The sequence below is a fragment of the uncultured Bacillus sp. genome (assembly GCF_958411575.1).
Lineage (GTDB): Bacteria > Bacillota > Bacilli > Bacillales > Bacillaceae > Bacillus > Bacillus spizizenii.
This window is the reverse complement of sequence record NZ_CATYRA010000022.1, coordinates 1-15,555: the sequence shown is the minus strand read 5'-3', so window position 1 is coordinate 15,555 and position 15,555 is coordinate 1. Positions and strand designations below refer to the sequence as shown.

At 41.8% G+C, this 15,555-nt stretch carries 16 protein-coding genes, 1 tRNA gene, 1 other RNA gene and 1 other annotated feature; of the genes, 5 read left to right on the top strand and 13 right to left on the bottom strand.

Annotated features, from left to right (window positions below; genetic code table 11):
• Window positions 1-277 precede the first annotated feature (277 nt).
• The 7 genes from bofA to tadA all read right to left on the bottom strand — a co-directional run bounded on the left by bofA (window position 278) and on the right by tadA (window position 4,460).
• On the bottom strand, window positions 278-541 hold the full coding sequence (bofA, locus tag Q5C82_RS20375; RefSeq protein WP_003225421.1) for a sigma-K factor-processing regulator BofA: 264 nt from the start codon (window positions 539-541) through the stop codon (window positions 278-280).
• A gap of 66 nt (window positions 542-607) precedes the next feature.
• Window positions 608-832 carry a YaaL family protein gene (locus Q5C82_RS20370; protein ID WP_003225423.1) on the bottom strand — a complete coding sequence of 75 codons (225 nt, stop codon included), beginning with the start codon at window positions 830-832 and terminating at the stop codon, window positions 608-610.
• 17 nt (window positions 833-849) lie between these two features.
• Window positions 850-1,446 carry a recombination protein RecR gene (gene recR / locus Q5C82_RS20365; RefSeq protein ID WP_003225425.1) on the bottom strand — a complete coding sequence of 199 codons (597 nt, stop codon included), beginning with the start codon at window positions 1,444-1,446 and terminating at the stop codon, window positions 850-852.
• Window positions 1,447-1,460: 14 nt separating this feature from the next.
• Window positions 1,461-1,784, bottom strand: coding sequence for a YbaB/EbfC family nucleoid-associated protein (locus Q5C82_RS20360; RefSeq protein WP_003225427.1), 324 nt, complete (start codon window positions 1,782-1,784; stop codon window positions 1,461-1,463).
• Between the two features lie 23 nt (window positions 1,785-1,807).
• Complete coding sequence (gene dnaX, locus Q5C82_RS20355; protein ID WP_003225429.1) at window positions 1,808-3,499, bottom strand: DNA polymerase III subunit gamma/tau; 1,692 nt, start codon at window positions 3,497-3,499, stop codon at window positions 1,808-1,810.
• A 128-nt stretch (window positions 3,500-3,627) separates the two neighbouring features.
• Window positions 3,628-3,892, bottom strand: an RNA gene (ffs, locus tag Q5C82_RS20350) — signal recognition particle sRNA large type.
• Window positions 3,893-3,974: 82 nt separating this feature from the next.
• Window positions 3,975-4,460, bottom strand: coding sequence for a tRNA adenosine(34) deaminase TadA (gene tadA, locus Q5C82_RS20345; protein ID WP_003225431.1), 486 nt, complete (start codon window positions 4,458-4,460; stop codon window positions 3,975-3,977).
• A gap of 85 nt (window positions 4,461-4,545) precedes the next feature.
• On the opposite strand from tadA, the gene Q5C82_RS20340 reads away from it, so the two are divergent.
• The 4 genes from Q5C82_RS20340 to dck all read left to right on the top strand — a co-directional run bounded on the left by Q5C82_RS20340 (window position 4,546) and on the right by dck (window position 7,816).
• Window positions 4,546-5,091, top strand: a complete 546-nt coding sequence (locus tag Q5C82_RS20340; RefSeq protein ID WP_003225432.1) for an isochorismatase family cysteine hydrolase — start codon at window positions 4,546-4,548, stop codon at window positions 5,089-5,091.
• 69 nt (window positions 5,092-5,160) lie between these two features.
• Window positions 5,161-6,444 carry a LysM peptidoglycan-binding domain-containing protein gene (locus tag Q5C82_RS20335; RefSeq protein WP_003225434.1) on the top strand — a complete coding sequence of 428 codons (1,284 nt, stop codon included), beginning with the start codon at window positions 5,161-5,163 and terminating at the stop codon, window positions 6,442-6,444.
• 98 nt (window positions 6,445-6,542) lie between these two features.
• Entirely contained in the window at window positions 6,543-7,166 is a 624-nt protein-coding gene (gene dgk, locus Q5C82_RS20330; RefSeq protein WP_003225435.1) for a deoxyguanosine kinase, read from the top strand.
• The gene (gene dck / locus Q5C82_RS20325; protein WP_013307891.1) at window positions 7,163-7,816 is read left to right on the top strand and encodes a deoxyadenosine/deoxycytidine kinase; all 654 of its coding nucleotides are present in this window, start codon (window positions 7,163-7,165) and stop codon (window positions 7,814-7,816) included. The genes dgk and dck overlap by 4 nt, the downstream gene beginning before the upstream one ends.
• A gap of 111 nt (window positions 7,817-7,927) precedes the next feature.
• Here dck and Q5C82_RS20320 read toward each other — a convergent pair.
• The 6 genes from Q5C82_RS20320 to guaB form a co-directional block, all read right to left on the bottom strand.
• Window positions 7,928-8,020: transfer RNA gene (locus Q5C82_RS20320), tRNA-Ser, on the bottom strand.
• A 134-nt stretch (window positions 8,021-8,154) separates the two neighbouring features.
• Window positions 8,155-9,432: a serine--tRNA ligase gene (gene serS, locus Q5C82_RS20315; protein ID WP_003225439.1), complete on the bottom strand. Its 1,278-nt coding sequence runs from the start codon at window positions 9,430-9,432 to the stop codon at window positions 8,155-8,157.
• 55 nt (window positions 9,433-9,487) lie between these two features.
• Window positions 9,488-9,700: a binding site (T-box leader), on the bottom strand.
• 52 nt (window positions 9,701-9,752) lie between these two features.
• Window positions 9,753-10,343 (bottom strand): pyridoxal 5'-phosphate synthase glutaminase subunit PdxT, encoded by a 591-nt coding sequence (gene pdxT / locus Q5C82_RS20310; protein ID WP_003225441.1) that lies wholly within the window; start codon window positions 10,341-10,343, stop codon window positions 9,753-9,755.
• A 21-nt stretch (window positions 10,344-10,364) separates the two neighbouring features.
• Window positions 10,365-11,249, bottom strand: coding sequence for a pyridoxal 5'-phosphate synthase lyase subunit PdxS (gene pdxS / locus Q5C82_RS20305; protein WP_003225444.1), 885 nt, complete (start codon window positions 11,247-11,249; stop codon window positions 10,365-10,367).
• Between the two features lie 196 nt (window positions 11,250-11,445).
• The gene (gene dacA, locus Q5C82_RS20300) at window positions 11,446-12,777 is read right to left on the bottom strand and encodes a D-alanyl-D-alanine carboxypeptidase (protein ID WP_003225446.1); all 1,332 of its coding nucleotides are present in this window, start codon (window positions 12,775-12,777) and stop codon (window positions 11,446-11,448) included.
• Between the two features lie 152 nt (window positions 12,778-12,929).
• Window positions 12,930-14,396, bottom strand: a complete 1,467-nt coding sequence (gene guaB / locus Q5C82_RS20295) for an IMP dehydrogenase (RefSeq protein WP_003225448.1) — start codon at window positions 14,394-14,396, stop codon at window positions 12,930-12,932.
• A gap of 120 nt (window positions 14,397-14,516) precedes the next feature.
• Here guaB and Q5C82_RS20290 point away from each other — a divergent pair, with 120 nt between their 5' ends.
• A complete protein-coding gene (locus Q5C82_RS20290) occupies window positions 14,517-15,464 on the top strand; it encodes a YaaC family protein (protein WP_032727373.1) in 948 nt (315 codons plus the stop codon).
• Window positions 15,465-15,555 lie beyond the last annotated feature (91 nt).

The following is a 15,555-nucleotide window of genomic DNA, read 5'->3' as shown; positions in this document are numbered from 1 at the left end:
GCGACACCTGTGTGACCTGCGTCGTGCAGGCCTTAGTTTGACTGACTACGCACATTGCTGTGCGATTTTATAAAAAATGAATTAACAGGTACGTTTTGTCTTGTTTAGTTTTCAAAGAACTTTGTTTACCGCTCTTTAAGCGACTTTATAATCATAACATTCCCTGATGATTTCGTCAATAACTTTTTTCAATAATTTCTTTTCAAAAAGCGATTCGTCATCAGCGACGTATACTATAATAACACCTTAGATTATTAAAGTCAACATATAATATCATTTAAATAATAAATTGCTTAATGACGACTAACGCGGCTATTCCCGGTATCCCTAAAATCCCGCTGATAGCTGTTGTGACCAGATTAATCGGCACATGAATGCCAAGGCTACCGCCAAACATATTTACACAAACCAACAGTAAAGCGCCCGCCACAAATTTAACAGCTGTAATACCAATCCACTTTAATGGCTTTGCAGCTGAACCTGATAAAAAAAGAAGAATAACCAGTCCTAAAATAATCCCTATAATAAAAATAGGCTCCATGAATCTTCTCATCTCCTTTGCTTGTTCTAGTACAAGCTTATGAGAAGATCCAGGAGTTTAGACCACTTACTTCCACCGGCTGATTTTTAAATTTCGCTGTTTCGCTTCCCTCAAGTAAAAAAAATACTTTGCCTCAGCTACTTTCAGTTCGTATAACACTTCAGCAGACGGCTCTAAGCTTTTTTCAACCAGCTTTTTTTGCCTGTTCCACTCTTCCTTTTGCTTAAAAAGCTGCTCAACTAATTTTTCATCAAACTCTCTTCTCAATGTTTTCTTGCGAAGAAAACCCATGGATCGCTTTTTCCTCCTTACAATTCACGTCTTCCTTCAAGTGCTTTAGAAAGAGTGACCTCATCAGCATATTCCAAATCGCCGCCGACGGGCAGTCCGTGGGCAATACGGGAGAGCTTAATACCAGATGGCTTCAGGAGCCTTGATATATACATCGCCGTTGCTTCCCCTTCTATATTAGGGTTAGTTGCGAGAATCACTTCTGTCACTTGATCATCCTGTAATCGTTTTAACAATTCTGGTATTTTAATATCCTCTGGTCCGATGCCGTCCATTGGAGAAATGGCGCCGTGGAGAACGTGATACTGTCCATTGTATTCCTTCATCTTCTCCATAGCGATAACATCCTTAGGGTCTTGCACAACACAGATAACGGACTTATCCCTGCGCGTATCTTCACATATATAGCAAGGGTCCTGATCTGTAATATGCCCGCAAACTGAACAATATGTCAGGTTGCGTTTCGCATTTACTAATGCTTTCGCAAAATCTAATACCACATCTTCTTTCATACCTAGAACAAAAAAAGCCAGACGAACCGCTGTTTTCGGTCCGATCCCTGGCAATTTCATAAAGCTGTCAATCAGCTTTGATATTGGTTCAGGATATTGCATGTTCTTTTATCCCCCTAGAATAAACCTGGCATGTTCATTCCCTTTGTAAATTGACCCATTGTTTCGTTTGTGATCTCGTCAACTTTTTTCAAAGCTTCATTCGTTGCAGCAAGCACTAAGTCTTGAAGCATGTCGATATCTTCCGGATCAACGACTTCCTCTTTGATGATGACATCCAGGATTTCTTTTTGGCCGTTTGCTTTTACTGTTACCATACCGCCGCCTGCAGTTCCTTCAACAACCTTTTCTGCAAGCTCTTCTTGAGCCTTCGCCATGTCCTTTTGCATTTTTTGCATTTGTTTCATCATTTTTTGCATATTTCCCATTCCGCCACGCATAGCATTCACTCTCTTTCATTTTGTTAGTCTTTTATTTCAATTAAATCCGCTCCGACAAGCTTTTTCGCCTCAGCAATAAGCGGGTCTTCTTCAGCCGGTTCATTTGATCCTTCATTTTCCTGCTGATGATCTACTAAAAATTCTTCTCTTATTTTACCCCATTGTGCTTCAGGAACGCCAATCAAATCCATTCTTTTTCCGAGCATCGATTCTAGAATCTGCTCAAGATTGGTCCGGACTCCGTTATTATCCTCGGCGACCATTTTACAATGAATTTCATATTTGAATTTCAGAACAAATGCCGCTGAGGCGGCAGCCACAGGTTCACTGTCATTCAGCAAAGCGGCATGTGATACTTTGTTTTGCTGTTTGAGATGATCAAGAAGCTTGCCCCAGCTGTTTCTGAGCAGGTCAAGATCCGGTCTCGTAGCTTCCTTCAAAATTTCATGAATTCTGCCTACGGGCGCTTTGTAATTGGACTTCCCACCCTTTGGCACACGCGGCGTTTCTTTTTTCGGGCTTTCCGCCGCTGCTTTTATGCCCGTTGTTTTGAGCCGCTCCACTTCCTGCTCGAGCTGCTGAATTTTTTTCATCAGCATATCGACTTCCGGCAAGTCAGCTGCTGATTGATGAGACGTTTGGCAAATCTTCACCACTGCCACTTCAAAAAAGATACGGGGATGGTTTGTCCATTTCATTTCTTGGTGGCTCTTGTTCAGAATATCAATCATTTCATATATGGCCTGTGCCGGAATTTGTTCGCTTAGTCCTCGGAACGTTTCATCGACTTTTACTTTTTCAAGTACTCCTTCTAAACCAGGCGCTGTTTTGTACAGCAGCATGTCCCTGAAATAGAAAATCATATCCTCTATTAGCTTAGCTGGATCTTTCCCTTGCTGAAGCAGTTCATTTAATGTTTCCAGTGCGTCAGAAACGTTTTTATCATGAAGGGATTGTGCAAGCTTCCCTATATATAATTGAGAAACAGCTCCCGTAATCAAAAGCGCATCTTCGACTTTCAGAACATCACCGCTGAATGATACCGCCTGATCAAGAAGGCTCAGAGCATCCCTCATACCGCCGTCTGCAGCACTCGCAATGATATCAAGCGATCCTTCCTCCACTTGCAGCTGTTCGGCCTCAACAATTTTATTCATACGTCCGACAATCGCTTGGGATGTAATTCGTTTAAAATCGAAACGCTGACATCTGGAGATAATGGTTAAAGGAATTTTGTGCGGTTCGGTTGTCGCTAAAATGAAAATACAATGCTCAGGCGGCTCTTCTAATGTTTTTAGCAATGCATTAAAGGCGCCGATAGAAAGCATATGTACCTCATCTATGATATATACCTTATATGTGACGGCCGACGGGGCAAACTTCACTTTATCGCGAATGTCACGAATCTCATCAACACCGTTGTTAGAAGCGGCGTCAATTTCTATGACATCGGATATTGACCCGTTTGTTATCCCTTTACAGGCCGCACATTCGTTGCATGGCTCATCAACAGGAGCATGTTCACAGTTGACGGCCTTGGCAAATATTTTGGCTGCACTGGTTTTTCCCGTTCCTCTTGGCCCGGAAAACAGGTAGGCGTGAGAAAACTTTTTTTGCAAAAGGGCATTTTGCAGCGTTTTTGTAATGTGTTCTTGTCCAACCACATCTTCAAAACGCTGAGGCCTGAATACTCGATATAAAGCTTGGTAACTCACGGGTTTGCCCTCCTCCGTTATTCATCATTCCCATTATACATGAACCTTGTTTCGATTCCAAAAGCTCTTTTACATAACAAAAAACTCACCTAATGATAGGTGAGTCTGAAAATTTGATGATTGATTTACCGTGCACCTTCTGTCGATTCGCTACCCTAAGCGTTACTTAAGCAGTTAGCTCGGCCCAGGCAACCCTGCGGCACATGAGAGGTTTCACTTAATGCTGCTTCCTTCCGGACCTGACATGGTTCATGAATTCCCATTGCGCAGGACCCAAACGTCAACACCACTTACTTAAGGCAGACCTTAAAGTAAACGAACCTCGAGAAGGGATTCGGCCCCGCTAGAGCGGATTGCAGGTACAGGGCACCGCTACCTCCCCGCTTAGCACGGCAAAATAAATATCAAATTTTATATCGCATCTATTGCGATGCATACATAAGTATATCGTTTCCCCCTGAAAATTGCAACCGGACTACTCAGACAAGTTTTTCCTGAAGGCTTTCTTCTTTTTTCGCAGTTCTCTAAAAAATGAACTGAGCATTCCTCCGCATTCCTCCTCAAGCACCCCGCTCACCACTTCAGCCTGGTGGTTAAAGCGCTCTTCCTGCAAAAGGTTCATAATCGTGCCTGAACAGCCGCCTTTGGGGTCAAATGCACCAAATACCACTTTTTCTACTCGCGAAAGCACGACGGCACCGGCACACATCGGACAAGGCTCAAGTGTCACATAAAGAGTTGCCCCCTCCAGCCGCCACGTTCCCAGCGCCTTACACGCTTCATCAATCACAAGCATTTCTGCATGAGCGATTGACCGCTGCTCCGTCTCTCTTAAATTATGTGCACGCGCTATGATTTCATCGTTAACGACAAGCACGGCGCCGATTGGCACTTCACCTTTCTCTTCAGCTTTTTTCGCTTCTTTAATTGCTTCTTTCATATAAAGTTCATCTTGTGTCATAAGGATAAGCTCTCTTTTCAAAGTTTTTTCATTGCCTAAAAAGGCTACATATTAACTATAACTGAATCGGAAAGGAGACTGTCAATTGTCCAAAGCAGACACAGCTCTTCTCATTGTAGACATGATCAATAATTTTGAATTCGATATGGGAGAAAGCCTCGCTAAAAAAACAGAAAAAATCGTTCCTCACATTTTATCATTAAAGGAACATGCGAGACAAAATGACTGGCCGATTATTTACATTAATGATCATTATGGACTTTGGCAAGCTGATATTAAAAATATTCAGCAAGAATGCACGAATGAAAGAAGCAAGGATATCATCAGACAAATAGCTCCGGAAGATGCTGATTATTTTTTAATCAAACCGAAGCATTCCGCCTTTTACGAAACTGCTCTTCACACTCTCCTTACCGAATTGCAGGTGAAGCATATTATCTTGACAGGTATAGCCGGTAACATATGCGTGCTGTTTACCGCTAATGACGCTTACATGAGGGAATACAGCATCACGATTCCTAAGGACTGTATTGCCTCAAATCGTGACGAAGACAACGAATTTGCCTTAACCATGATGGAGAATGTTCTTCTCGCGGAAATTACGTCGGAGGAACAAATTACAGAAAAATAAACATGATCAGCGCTTTTCTTTCATACATTGATAGCGATATGAAAGGAGGCGTTTTTCATTCAAATTTATGTGGTGAAACAAGGCGACACTCTCTCTGCTATCGCTTCACAATACAGAACAACTGTAAATGAAATCACAGAAACGAATGAAATACCTAATCCCGATAGCCTTGTTGTCGGACAAACCATTGTCATTCCAATAGCCGGCCAGTTCTATGATGTTCAACAAGGTGATACCCTGACATCCATCGCACGGCGGTTCAATACAACAGCAGCCGAGCTTGCCAGGGTTAACCGAATCCAATTAAATACCGTACTGCAGATTGGTTTCCGCTTATACATCCCTCCGGTTCCTAAACGAGACATCGAATCAAATGCTTATTTGGAGCCTCGCGGAAATCAAGTCAGCGAAAATCTCCAGCAGGCGGCCAGAGAAGCGTCGCCCTACTTAACGTACCTTGGCGCATTCAGTTTCCAGGCACAGCGTGACGGAACCTTAGTCGCACCGCCTTTAACGAATTTAAGAAGCATTGCAGAGAATCAAAACACGACATTGATGATGATTATAACGAACCTAGAAAACCAGGCATTCAGCGATGAACTTGGCCGAATCCTTTTGAACGACGATACTGTAAAAAGAAGACTTTTAAATGAAATCGTCGAGAATGCCAAAAGATATGATTTCTATGATATTCATTTTGACTTTGAATATTTGCGGCCTCAGGATAGAGAAGCCTATAATCAATTTCTACGTGAAGCAAGGGATCTTTTCCATCGAGAAGGCTTAGAAATTTCTACAGCGCTTGCCCCTAAAACAAGCGCAACACAGCAGGGCAGATGGTACGAAGCCCATGATTACAGAGCACATGGCCAAATTGTCGACTTTGTTGTTCTCATGACATATGAATGGGGCTATAGCGGCGGGCCACCTCAAGCCGTTTCGCCAATTGGGCCTGTTCGGGATGTCATAGAATATGCTTTGACTGAAATGCCTGCGAATAAAATTGTTATGGGCCAGAATTTATATGGGTATGATTGGACGCTTCCGTATACAGCAGGAGGAACCCCGGCAAGAGCAATAAGCCCTCAGCAAGCCCTTGCCATTGCCGATCAAAACAATGCAACCATTCAGTATGACCAAACAGCTCAAGCGCCTTTCTTTCGCTATACTGATGCAGAAAACAGAAGGCACGAGGTATGGTTCGAGGATGCTCGCTCGATCCAAGCAAAATTCAACCTGATTAAAGAGCTGAATTTAAGGGGTATTAGCTATTGGAAGTTAGGTCTTTCCTTTCCCCAAAACTGGCTGTTGCTGTCTGATCAATTTAATATTGTCAAAAAGACGTTTCGATAATTTGGAAACGTCTTTTTTTCATGGGGGCACCCAAGGGTTGTGATACAATATGAAGGTCGGTAACTGGCGAACGTTTTTCAGAAATAAGGAGGATTCCGATGAATACAGCCCCTTTTATTGCAATAGAAGGTCCTATCGGGGCAGGAAAAACAACCCTCGCGACAATGCTCTCACAAGAGTTTGGATTTCCTATGATTAGTGAGATTGTTGAGGATAACCCATACCTTGATAAGTTTTATGACAATATAGAGGAATGGAGCTTCCAGCTTGAAATGTTTTTTCTTTGTCACAGATATAAACAGCTTGAAGACACCAGCGATCACTTTTTAAAAAAGGGACAGCCTGTGATAGCCGATTATCACATTTATAAAAATGTGATTTTTGCGGAACGCACCCTGTCTCAGCATCAGCTGGAAAAATATAAAAAGATTTATCACTTGCTAACGGATGATCTGCCAAAGCCCAATTTCATCATTTACATAAAGGCTAGTCTGCCCACATTGTTACACCGCATTGAAAAACGCGGACGCCCCTTTGAGAAAAAAATTGAAACAAGTTATTTGGAGCAGCTGATCGCAGATTATGAAGTCGCCATCAAACAGTTGCAGGAAGCAGACCCTGAACTTACAGTGCTAACTATAGATGGTGATTCTAAGGATTTCGTTTTGAATAAGAGCGACTTTGAACGCATTGCCGCCCATGTAAAGGAGCTTATCGTATGAAGGAACATCATATCCCCAAGAATTCAATTATCACAGTAGCAGGAACAGTAGGTGTCGGAAAGTCGACTTTAACAAAAGCTTTGGCTAAAAGGCTTGGATTTAAAACCTCTCTTGAGGAAGTCGATCATAATCCATACTTAGAAAAGTTCTATCATGATTTTGAACGTTGGAGCTTTCACCTGCAAATCTATTTCTTAGCTGAACGATTCAAAGAACAGAAAACGATTTTTGAAGCTGGCGGAGGATTTGTACAGGATCGTTCTATTTATGAAGACACAGGAATTTTCGCAAAAATGCATGCTGACAAAGGGACAATGTCAAAGATTGATTATAAAACTTACACAAGCCTTTTCGAAGCAATGGTCATGACACCGTATTTCCCACACCCAGATGTATTGATCTATTTAGAAGGAGATCTGGAGAACATTTTAAATCGGATTGAAGAACGCGGCCGTGAAATGGAGCTTCAGACAAGCCGGTCTTATTGGGAAGAAATGCATACACGCTATGAAAACTGGATAAGCGGTTTTAACGCCTGCCCTGTTTTAAAGCTCCGTATTGAGGATTATGATCTGCTGAACGATGAAAGCTCGATTGAAAATATTGTAGATCAAATCGCTTCAGTTATTCATGAAAATCAAAAAAAGTGAATCTCAACTGAGATTCACTTTTTCTTTATAATAAAAAATCCGTTGCATCGAGTGCAACGGACAAAACAATCTCCAATATATGCTTGTGTTTCATTAGAATTAAAATCAATATGGCGGAGGAAGAGGGATTCGAACCCCCGCGGGCTTTGACACCCCTGTCGGTTTTCAAGACCGATCCCTTCAGCCGGACTTGGGTATTCCTCCGTATCGACAAGACTTACTATATCATGAATGTTCTTATGTGGTCAAGCATTTTTAAAAACTTTTTTGTTTTTATAAAAATATCGTGTTTACTCAGGCAAAAAGGCGCACCTTGTCAGGCACACCTTTTCACAATTTTATGGTTTTATTACTTCTTTATTCCCCATATAAGGGCGAAGCACTTTTGGAATTACAACGCTTCCGTCTTCCTGCTGATAATTTTCTAAGATAGCGGCTACTGTTCTTCCAACCGCCAGCCCTGAACCGTTCAGTGTGTGTACATGCTCAGGCTTGCCTTTCGCTTCACGTCTAAAACGAATGTTCGCACGTCTTGCCTGGAACGCTTCGAAGTTGCTGCAAGAAGAGATTTCACGATATGTGTCTTGGCTTGGAATCCAAACTTCGATATCGTATTTTTTCGCAGCCGTAAAGCCCAGATCACCCGTACACATGCTCATGACACGGTATGGAAGCTCAAGCAGCTGGAGAACTCGTTCTGCTTGGTTTGTAAGCTTCTCTAATTCTCCATAAGAATCTTCAGGCTTTACAAACTTCACAAGCTCAACTTTATTAAATTGGTGCTGACGGATTAATCCGCGTGTATCACGTCCTGCTGAACCAGCTTCTGAACGGAAGCAAGCACTGAATGCCGCATAGTTAATCGGCAGGCTGTCACCTGAAAGGATTTCATCCCGATGCATGTTTGTAATCGGGACTTCCGCAGTCGGAATTAAGAAGTAATCTTCTTCTCTAATTTTAAACGCATCCTCTTCGAACTTAGGAAGCTGACCCGTTCCCGTCATGCTTGCGCGGTTTACCATATAAGGCGGAATCACTTCAGTATAGTTATACTCATCTACATGAAGATCAAGCATAAAGTTATAAAGCGCACGCTCCAGACGAGCACCTAAACCTTTATAGAACACGAAACGGCTTCCTGTTACTTTTGCAGCACGTTCAAAATCTAGAATCCCCAGCTCATCTGCAATATCCCAGTGCGGCTTCGGCTCGTAAGCAAATGAAGGCTTTTCACCCCATTTACGCACTTCTATGTTGTCGTCTTCTGTTTCACCGACTGGGACAGACTCATGCGGAATGTTTGGGATTGAAAGAAGAATGGTATCAAGCTCAGATTCCACTGCTCTTAATTCTTCATCAAGTGTTTTAATTTCCTCGCCGACTTCACGCATTTCTTTAATAATGTGATCAGCGTCTTTTTTCTCACGTTTCAGCACAGCAACCTGCTGAGATACTTCATTCCGTTTTCCTTTTAACTCTTCAACCTTGCCGATAAGCTCTCTTCTTCTATCGTCCAGCGCCTCAAACTTATCAAAATCAGTTAAGTCTTCGCCTTTGTGTACAAGCTTTGCTTTAATTTCTTGAAAATTTGCTCTCAGCATTTTCGTATCAAGCATGCGAAACACTCCTTTTTTATTGATTTGTCGAAAATAAAAAGAGCCCTCATCCCCATAAAGGGACGAGAGCTCTCGCGTTGCCACCCTGATTGAAAACAAGCCAAAGACTCATTTTCCACTTTCACACATAACGGTTATCCCGTAAATGCCTACTTGTTTCAGCATTTCGCTCAAGGATGGATTCAGACAGCATCTTTCACCGATTCGCACCAACCATCGGCTCTCTTAGAAAGAGAGGCTTCTTACTAGTTCCTATCAACGCTTTTCGATCTTTATTTGTGCTTATAATGTACTATAAGTTTCCACAGCTTTCAACTGTTTTATACAAGTGCTTTCTGTTTGTATTCCTCAACCATTTGAACAAACAGCTGTGTCACTCGGTGATCTTCTGTCAGCTCCGGATGGAACGAGCAGCCCAGGAATTGATCCTGTTTAGCAGCTACAATACGACCATTATGCTCCGAAAGAACCTCCACATTTTCACCAGCTTCTAAAATATGCGGCGCGCGGATGAATACCCCTGTAAAAGGCTCGTTCAGGCCTTTGATTGTTAAATCAGCTTCAAAGCTGTCAACCTGCCGGCCAAACGAATTACGCTCAACAACCACATTCAGCAGACCTAAATGAGGATTATCTGAACCAGCGATTTCTTTTGCTAGTATGATTAATCCAGCGCATGTCCCGAACATCGGTTTTCCCTGAGCAGCAAATTTACGAAGCGGCTCCATGAATTGATACGTATCAATCAAACGGCGCATCGTCGTGCTCTCACCGCCAGGTAAAATCAGTCCGTCAATTTCGTTCAGCTGCTCCGGGCGTTTAACGACAAGACCAGCCGCGCCGCATGCTTCAATTGCATGGATATGCTCTCTAACTGCTCCTTGAAGTCCTAGTACTCCTATTGTTAACATGTCAGCAGCGCTCCTATATTCTTACCAGCCGCGTTCTTGCATACGCTGTTCTGGAAGTAAGTTTGAGATTTCAATCCCTTTCATTGCAGTACCAAGCTCTTTTGAAAGCTCAGCGATTAATTTGTAATCAGTGTAGTGAGTTGTTGCTTCCACAATTGCTTTCGCAAACTTAGCAGGGTTGTCTGATTTGAAAATACCAGAACCAACAAATACTCCGTCAGCACCAAGCTGCATCATGAGAGCAGCATCAGCAGGAGTGGCTACGCCGCCAGCGGCAAAGTTAACGACAGGAAGCTTGCCATCTTTTTTAATTTGAAGAAGAAGCTCGTAAGGAGCACCTAAGTTTTTCGCTTCTGTCATGAGTTCATCTTCACTCATCGCAACTACTTTGCGCACTTGAGCGTTTACTTTACGCATATGGCGAACAGCCTCAACGATATTCCCTGTTCCAGGCTCACCTTTCGTACGAAGCATAGAAGCGCCTTCAGCAATACGGCGTGTTGCTTCACCAAGATCACGGCAGCCGCAAACGAAAGGAACTGTATATTCATTTTTATTCAAATGAAATTCTTCGTCAGCCGGAGTCAGAACTTCACTTTCATCAATATAGTCAACACCCATAGCTTCAAGCACACGCGCTTCAACAATATGTCCGATACGCGCTTTTGCCATTACTGGGATAGATACTGCATTCATTACTTCTTCCACGATTGTAGGGTCAGCCATACGTGCAACTCCTCCAGCCGCACGAATATCAGCTGGTACACGCTCTAGCGCCATTACAGCTACAGCTCCAGCCTCTTCAGCAATTTTCGCTTGTTCCGCATTGATGACGTCCATGATGACGCCGCCTTTTTGCATTTCTGCCATTCCGCGTTTTACACGTTCAGTACCTGTTTGAGCCATTTCTTGGTCCCCCTAATCAAGGTATAATTGTATAATTTCTAATCCTTATTGTATCCTAGAAATCCAATAATTCATATGGATATATATTATTTTATTCGGTTTTTAGCGCTTTGAAAATCATTTTTTCTTAAAAATTGGGTTTTTTCAGTATATTAAGCGAAAGAGCCCTAACATACATCAGAGCTCTTTCATTTGATTAAAACCAGCCGGTTACCGTATCAACAATGCTTCCCCAAATGCCGGCGAAAAATCCGCTGATACTGCGCATTGTTAGAACAAACCAGTTTGCTTTTTCTACATTTTCTTTTGTAACAAGGTCTACGCCAGCAAGATTGCTGTTAAGGAATCCGTAATCCTTTTCATCACCTGTATATTCCGCAGTTAGTTTCCCAACCTTGGTTCCTTTTTTCACAGGAGCAGTCAAGGTCTCTTTATTTAGCGTGACTTTCGCTTTGTAATTCTTTTCTTCGCCATTTTTGACAGGAAGAGAGAACGCTTTGTTTGTCACAATGCCTACTTCTTTCTCTTTACCCTTATCAACTGAAATTGTTTTATGGCCTTTTACTTGATCGCCTTCAGCATAAATTTCTTTCATGGAGAAATTGTTGAAAGCATAATCGAACATTTTTTTCGTTTCATCGAAACGGCCTGTATGTAGATTGCCTTTTGCGTTTAATACAACAGTAATAACACGCATTCCGTTGAGTTCAGCTGTTCCTGTAAAGCATGAGCCCGCAGAGTCAGTAGAACCTGTTTTCAATCCGTCTACAGTCGCTTTTTTATACTCGCTGACAAGCCCTTTCAGCATAAAGTTCCAGTTCGGCATGTCCATTTCATCATCTGTGCCTTCTCTGAACTTCGTTTTAGCGATACTGGAAGTCTCCAGAATCTCAGGGTAGTCAGTAATCAAGTGATCCGCAAGAATTGCCATGTCCTTAGCAGAAACTTCACTTTCTTCATCTACGCTTGTCCCCTCAGGCTGATGCCCGTGAAGATCTTTGTTTTCAAGACCTGTTGCGTTAACAAATTTGTAATCTGTTAAGCCTAGTTCTTTTGCTTTTGCATTCATCTTCTCAACAAACTTAGTTTCAGAACCCGCAACGACTTCTGCTATCGCAATAGCAGCAGCATTTGCAGAGTAAATTGCTGTAGCTTGGTATAATTCTTTTACTGTGTATTTCCCATCTTTCCGAAGAGGAACGTTTGATAAGCTGTTATCTTGGGAAATCTCATACACATAGTCATCAGGCGTATAGGTTTGGTCCCATTTCACTTTACCTTGATCAATTGCTTCTAATAACAGATACTCTGTCATCATTTTTGTCATACTCGCAATTGGCAGTCTCTTATCTGCATTTTTACTGTACAGAATTTTACCTGAAGAAGCTTCGATCATAATAGCAGCAGATGCATTGATATCAATTGGATCGCTGGCTGCTTTTGCTTTTGACATTGGAGCCAGACAAGTGACAGCTAGTGTTAACACAACCAATGACATCAATAGCTGTTTACATTTCTTGGTGTTCAATCGTACGACCTCCGTATTTCATATTCTTCATCTATAATTAAGCCGTTAAGGACATTTTCAATGCACAACAGTATAAATTTTATCATAATCAGTATAAAAAAAATAGACAGAGTCAGAGACCCTGTCAAATGTTTTTAATTTGTAACAATTTATTATGAAATTGTATAGTTCGGAGATTCTTTTGTAATCTGTACATCATGCGGATGGCTTTCACGAAGTCCTGCGCCAGTCATGCGAATGAACTGGGCTTCTTCTCTTAAAGCGTGAAGATCTTTGGAGCCGCAATATCCCATTCCAGAACGAAGACCGCCGACTAGCTGATAAACTGTTTCTTCAACTGGTCCTTTGTAAGGTGTGCGTCCTTCAATTCCTTCAGGAACGAATTTTTTGTTTTCTTCTTGGAAGTAACGGTCTTTACTTCCTTTTTCCATTGCAGCAACTGACCCCATACCGCGGTATACTTTAAATCTTCTGCCTTGGTAGATTTCAGTTTCACCAGGGCTTTCTGACGTGCCTGCAAGCAAGCTTCCGAGCATAACAGCATGTCCGCCAGCTGCTAATGCTTTAGTGATATCGCCAGAGAATTTAATTCCGCCGTCTGCGATGATTGTCTTGCCGTGTTTTCTTGCTTCAGTCGCACAATCATAAATCGCTGTAATTTGTGGAACACCGACACCCGCTACCACGCGTGTAGTACAAATTGAACCAGGTCCGATTCCAACTTTGACAACGTCTACTCCAGCTTCGATAAGAGCTCTTGTCGCTTCAGCTGTTGCCACGTTTCCAGCAATAATGTTTAATTCAGGATATGTTTCACGTATTTTGGTTACTGTGTTTAATACGCCTTGAGAATGTCCGTGAGCTGTATCAATAACAATAACATCGACATTGGCTTCAACAAGCTTTTTGACGCGAGTCATTGTGTCGCCAGTTACGCCAACTGCCGCGCCAACGATCAGACGCCCGTGAATGTCTTTAGATGAGTTCGGGAACTCAATGACTTTTTCAATGTCTTTGATTGTGATAAGACCTTTTAATTTATTCTGGTCATCAACGAGAGGAAGCTTTTCAATTTTATGTTTCTGCAAAATCTTTTCAGCTTCATCAAGAGTCGTTCCTACAGATGCAGTAACAAGCTCTTCTTTCGTCATGACATCGCTGATTTTCATTGAGTAGTCAGAAATAAAACGAAGATCACGGTTTGTTATAATTCCGACAAGCTTTTGGTCTTCTTCGTTATCTACAATCGGAACACCAGAAATTCTGTATTTCCCCATCAAGTGCTCCGCATCAAATACTTGGTGATCAGGAGTTAAAAAGAAGGGATTTGTGATAACGCCGCGCTCAGAACGCTTTACTTTATCAACTTGTTCAGCCTGCTGTTCAATGGACATATTTTTATGGATGATGCCCAAGCCGCCCTGTCTAGCCATTGCAATTGCCATTGCTGATTCTGTTACAGTGTCCATACCTGCGCTGATGACTGGAATATTCAGCTTTAACGTTTTTGTTAGTTCTACAGATAAATCCACATCACGCGGAAGTACCTCTGACTTGGCTGGCACAAGCAGCACATCGTCGAACGTTAAGCCTTCTTTTGAAAATTTACTTTCCCACATTAGTAAATCCCCCTCTTTTCGGCAAAATATTATATGTAGATTATCAACTAGCCAAGAGCATGTCAAGGAAGCGAGAAAGAGTTGAAATATTTAGATAACGGAAAGGATAAAGAAATACATATGACATATCATGAGTGGAAAGACTTAGCGCTATTTTATTCCGTTGAATCAACCCAGAAATTTCTAGAAAAGGTTTATACCTTAAACGGTATTGACGATGCAAAAAAGAACTCTTTTAAAAACAGTGAACGGTTTATTTATTTCTTAAAGCATGCCGAATCGTTTTATAAACAAGCTTCATATTCCCCTTTAGAAATCAAACCGATTCTTCTATTTTACGGAATGGCACAGCTTATCAAAGCATGTCTCATAACACGGGATCCTCATTATCCAAGCCATACATCAATACTGGCACATGGCGTAACAACAAGAAAGCGAAAGAAACAGAATTATTGTTTTAGCGATGATGAAGTAAAAATACAACGGAACGGCCTATGCATACATTTCATGAAACACTTATTCGGACAATCGGATATAGTAGATGAACGGTACACCATGAAAAAATTATTAATGGCGATTCCAGAACTAAGTGATACTTTCTATTTTCAGCAGAAAGAACGTTTTATGACAAAAATCGAGAAGGAAAAGGACAGGATTGCTGTACCAGAGGATGTAGTGATCAATTATAAAATGTCTGATTCAAGATTTGCCGAATATATGTCCCATCATTTTCAATGGTCTTTTGAAAGGAAAAATAAACAGGAACTGCTGTTTGAAATTTCACCGCAAGACACGAAGCCGTGGACATCAATCAGCTTGTTGTATGACATGGGTAAGAATCAATATTTTATCCCTGCTCAGAGAGAACAATTTCTGAGACTTCCTGAAATGGCAATTCATTATTTAATTTTGTACAACATAGGAATGATTGCAAGGTATGAGACAGAGTGGTGGTATGAGTTGTTAACTCAGCATATAAGCGATGATTACGTGCTAATTCAGCAGTTTTTATTAGTGACAGAAAACAAATTTCCAAAATACGCTTTACAATTTCTTCTTCATTTTTGACAAACAAAAAACCCAGCTCAATGAGCTGGGCTTTAGCTTGCTTGGCGGCGTCCTACTCTCACAGGGGGAAACCCCCGACTACCATCGGCGC

Excerpts from the sequence above, each read along its gene's own strand:
- bofA (WP_003225421.1), bottom strand. The coding sequence starts at position 541 with ATGGAGCCTATTTTTATTATAGGGATTATTTTAGGACTGGTTATTCTT.
- dgk (WP_003225435.1), top strand. The coding sequence starts at position 6,543 with ATGAATACAGCCCCTTTTATTGCAATAGAAGGTCCTATCGGGGCAGGA.
- serS (WP_003225439.1), bottom strand. The coding sequence starts at position 9,432 with ATGCTTGATACGAAAATGCTGAGAGCAAATTTTCAAGAAATTAAAGCA.
- pdxS (WP_003225444.1), bottom strand. The coding sequence starts at position 11,249 with ATGGCTCAAACAGGTACTGAACGTGTAAAACGCGGAATGGCAGAAATG.
- guaB (WP_003225448.1), bottom strand. The coding sequence starts at position 14,396 with ATGTGGGAAAGTAAATTTTCAAAAGAAGGCTTAACGTTCGACGATGTG.
- pdxT (WP_003225441.1), bottom strand. The coding sequence starts at position 10,343 with ATGTTAACAATAGGAGTACTAGGACTTCAAGGAGCAGTTAGAGAGCAT.
- Q5C82_RS20360 (WP_003225427.1), bottom strand. The coding sequence starts at position 1,784 with ATGCGTGGCGGAATGGGAAATATGCAAAAAATGATGAAACAAATGCAA.
- tadA (WP_003225431.1), bottom strand. The coding sequence starts at position 4,460 with ATGACACAAGATGAACTTTATATGAAAGAAGCAATTAAAGAAGCGAAA.
- Q5C82_RS20370 (WP_003225423.1), bottom strand. The coding sequence starts at position 832 with ATGGGTTTTCTTCGCAAGAAAACATTGAGAAGAGAGTTTGATGAAAAA.
- Q5C82_RS20290 (WP_032727373.1), top strand. The coding sequence starts at position 14,517 with ATGACATATCATGAGTGGAAAGACTTAGCGCTATTTTATTCCGTTGAA.
- dck (WP_013307891.1), top strand. The coding sequence starts at position 7,163 with ATGAAGGAACATCATATCCCCAAGAATTCAATTATCACAGTAGCAGGA.
- recR (WP_003225425.1), bottom strand. The coding sequence starts at position 1,446 with ATGCAATATCCTGAACCAATATCAAAGCTGATTGACAGCTTTATGAAA.